At 43.2% G+C, this 1,688-nt stretch carries 2 pseudogenes; one reads left to right on the plus strand and one right to left on the minus strand.

Annotated features, from left to right (window positions below):
* A pseudogene (locus tag QUA44_RS17005) lies at window positions 1-303 on the minus strand (hypothetical protein); the annotation flags it as partial.
* A 732-nt stretch (window positions 304-1,035) separates the two neighbouring features.
* On the opposite strand from QUA44_RS17005, the pseudogene iscB reads away from it, so the two are divergent.
* A pseudogene (gene iscB / locus QUA44_RS17010) lies at window positions 1,036-1,608 on the plus strand (RNA-guided endonuclease IscB); the annotation flags it as partial.
* Between the last annotated feature and the right edge of the window lie 80 nt (window positions 1,609-1,688).

Raw genomic sequence — 1,688 nt, forward strand, 5'->3', positions numbered from 1 at the left:
TGCTACGGGTGGCTCTTCTGGGGGAGTTGGCTCTGGTGGCGGTTCTGGTTTGAATGTCTCAGGCGGGGGAGATACCTTTTCTGGAATAGCTGGATCTGGCTTGATTTCCTCTACTTTAGGTTCATCCAGCATGACAATTTCGATGGCATCGTCTGCAAATTCAGCCGGTTTGACCAACTTGAGGCTCAACGGCAGTATAACAGCGTGCAGTATGGTTGAGGCTAGCAGACCGATCGCCAGAAATTTTTTGAGAGCCTCTTCTTCTTGTTGTCTTTGCGTCGCCGAAACGTTTGAAAAACTCATGCCTGATGAATCTCCTTCATAGATTGATTGATTGATTGGCAGCATTCTCGCTCCCGCATATAACCAAAAAAAAACTACCAACTGCTAGTTGAGCTTGCCATCTACGATCGACCTACTCATCACCTTCAACCTTATTACAATTATTCTCATTTAGTTATTTTTTTTATAGCTAATTTATTCTATCACCGGGCATTCTATTTTGCTGTCCGTGTTATTTGCGCGGGCGCTGTCCGAGTTCTGATTTGGGCAGATAAAATTCCCCAATTCCTTAACCGCAATACTCTAAGCCATACTGTACGAAAAAACCAGCATTTTCAAGCTATTTTATACATAATTATTACTTATGAAATTACAAATGGTGATAATCTATTTGTATTAAAATTTCTGCACTATCGCTTGACATTCCCGAACAATCGTGAAATTCTAGTTGAGAATCTTTTTAAGTATTGAATACTATTGTCAACTCCTAATGCAAATTTTAGCAACAAAGCACTGAGTAGCACCAATCCGTAGTATTTCGGAGTAATCCGAGGTATTGCAGCTACTCCAGACCACTCAATCATAGTAATCGTTATCTCTAAGCGTTTAAGTTCACACCTTGGGATTCGCTAGTTCCAAGCTCTGTAAGCAGATTGTTAAACATCCGAGATTGGTTAGAGGAAGTGCAATCTGCATAGTACCGAGAAGATAACAGGGTTGAAGCAAACTTTACTTTTAGGAAGCAACGCCAAAATGTTGAAACCCAATTTCGTTTTTGTAATTGATGCCAACAAGAAGCCGCTTACACCATGTAAGCCTTCTATGGCGAGACGTTTATTGGAGATGGGTAGAGCCTCTGTGTTTAGAAAATACCCGTTCAGCATCATTCTCAAGAAAGAGGTTGCAGATATTCCTGAACCCGTCACGATTAAACTAGACCCCGGTTCTAAAACCACAGGGATTGCTCTTGTTCAAAACGACAAAGCAATCTTTGGTGCTGAGTTAACTCATCGCGGTCAAACCATCAAAGCGTCTTTAGAATCCCGTCGTTCTCTACGTCGGGGGAGGCGTTCTCGTCACACTCGCTATCGGCAAGCACGGTTTCTCAATCGCACCCGTCCTTCATGTTGGTTGGCCCCAAGTTTGCAGCATCGCGTAGAAACCACTTTGACCTGGGTGAACAAGTTAATCAAATTTGCACCCATCGGTGAGATCGTTCAGGAGCTTGTCAGATTTGATTTACAGCAATTTGAAAACCCTGAAATCTCAGGCATTGAGTATCAGCAAGGTGAACTCGCTGGCTACGAAGTTCGTGAATATCTCCTCAACGTGCGACCCGTTTCCGCGAAAACGGAAAGCCTAACGGCTTAAAGTGTAGGCGGAGCAAGGAATCAGCCTTTCGTATG

It is taken from the genome of Microcoleus sp. N9_A2 (assembly GCF_036701775.1).
Lineage (GTDB): Bacteria > Cyanobacteriota > Cyanobacteriia > Cyanobacteriales > Microcoleaceae > Microcoleus.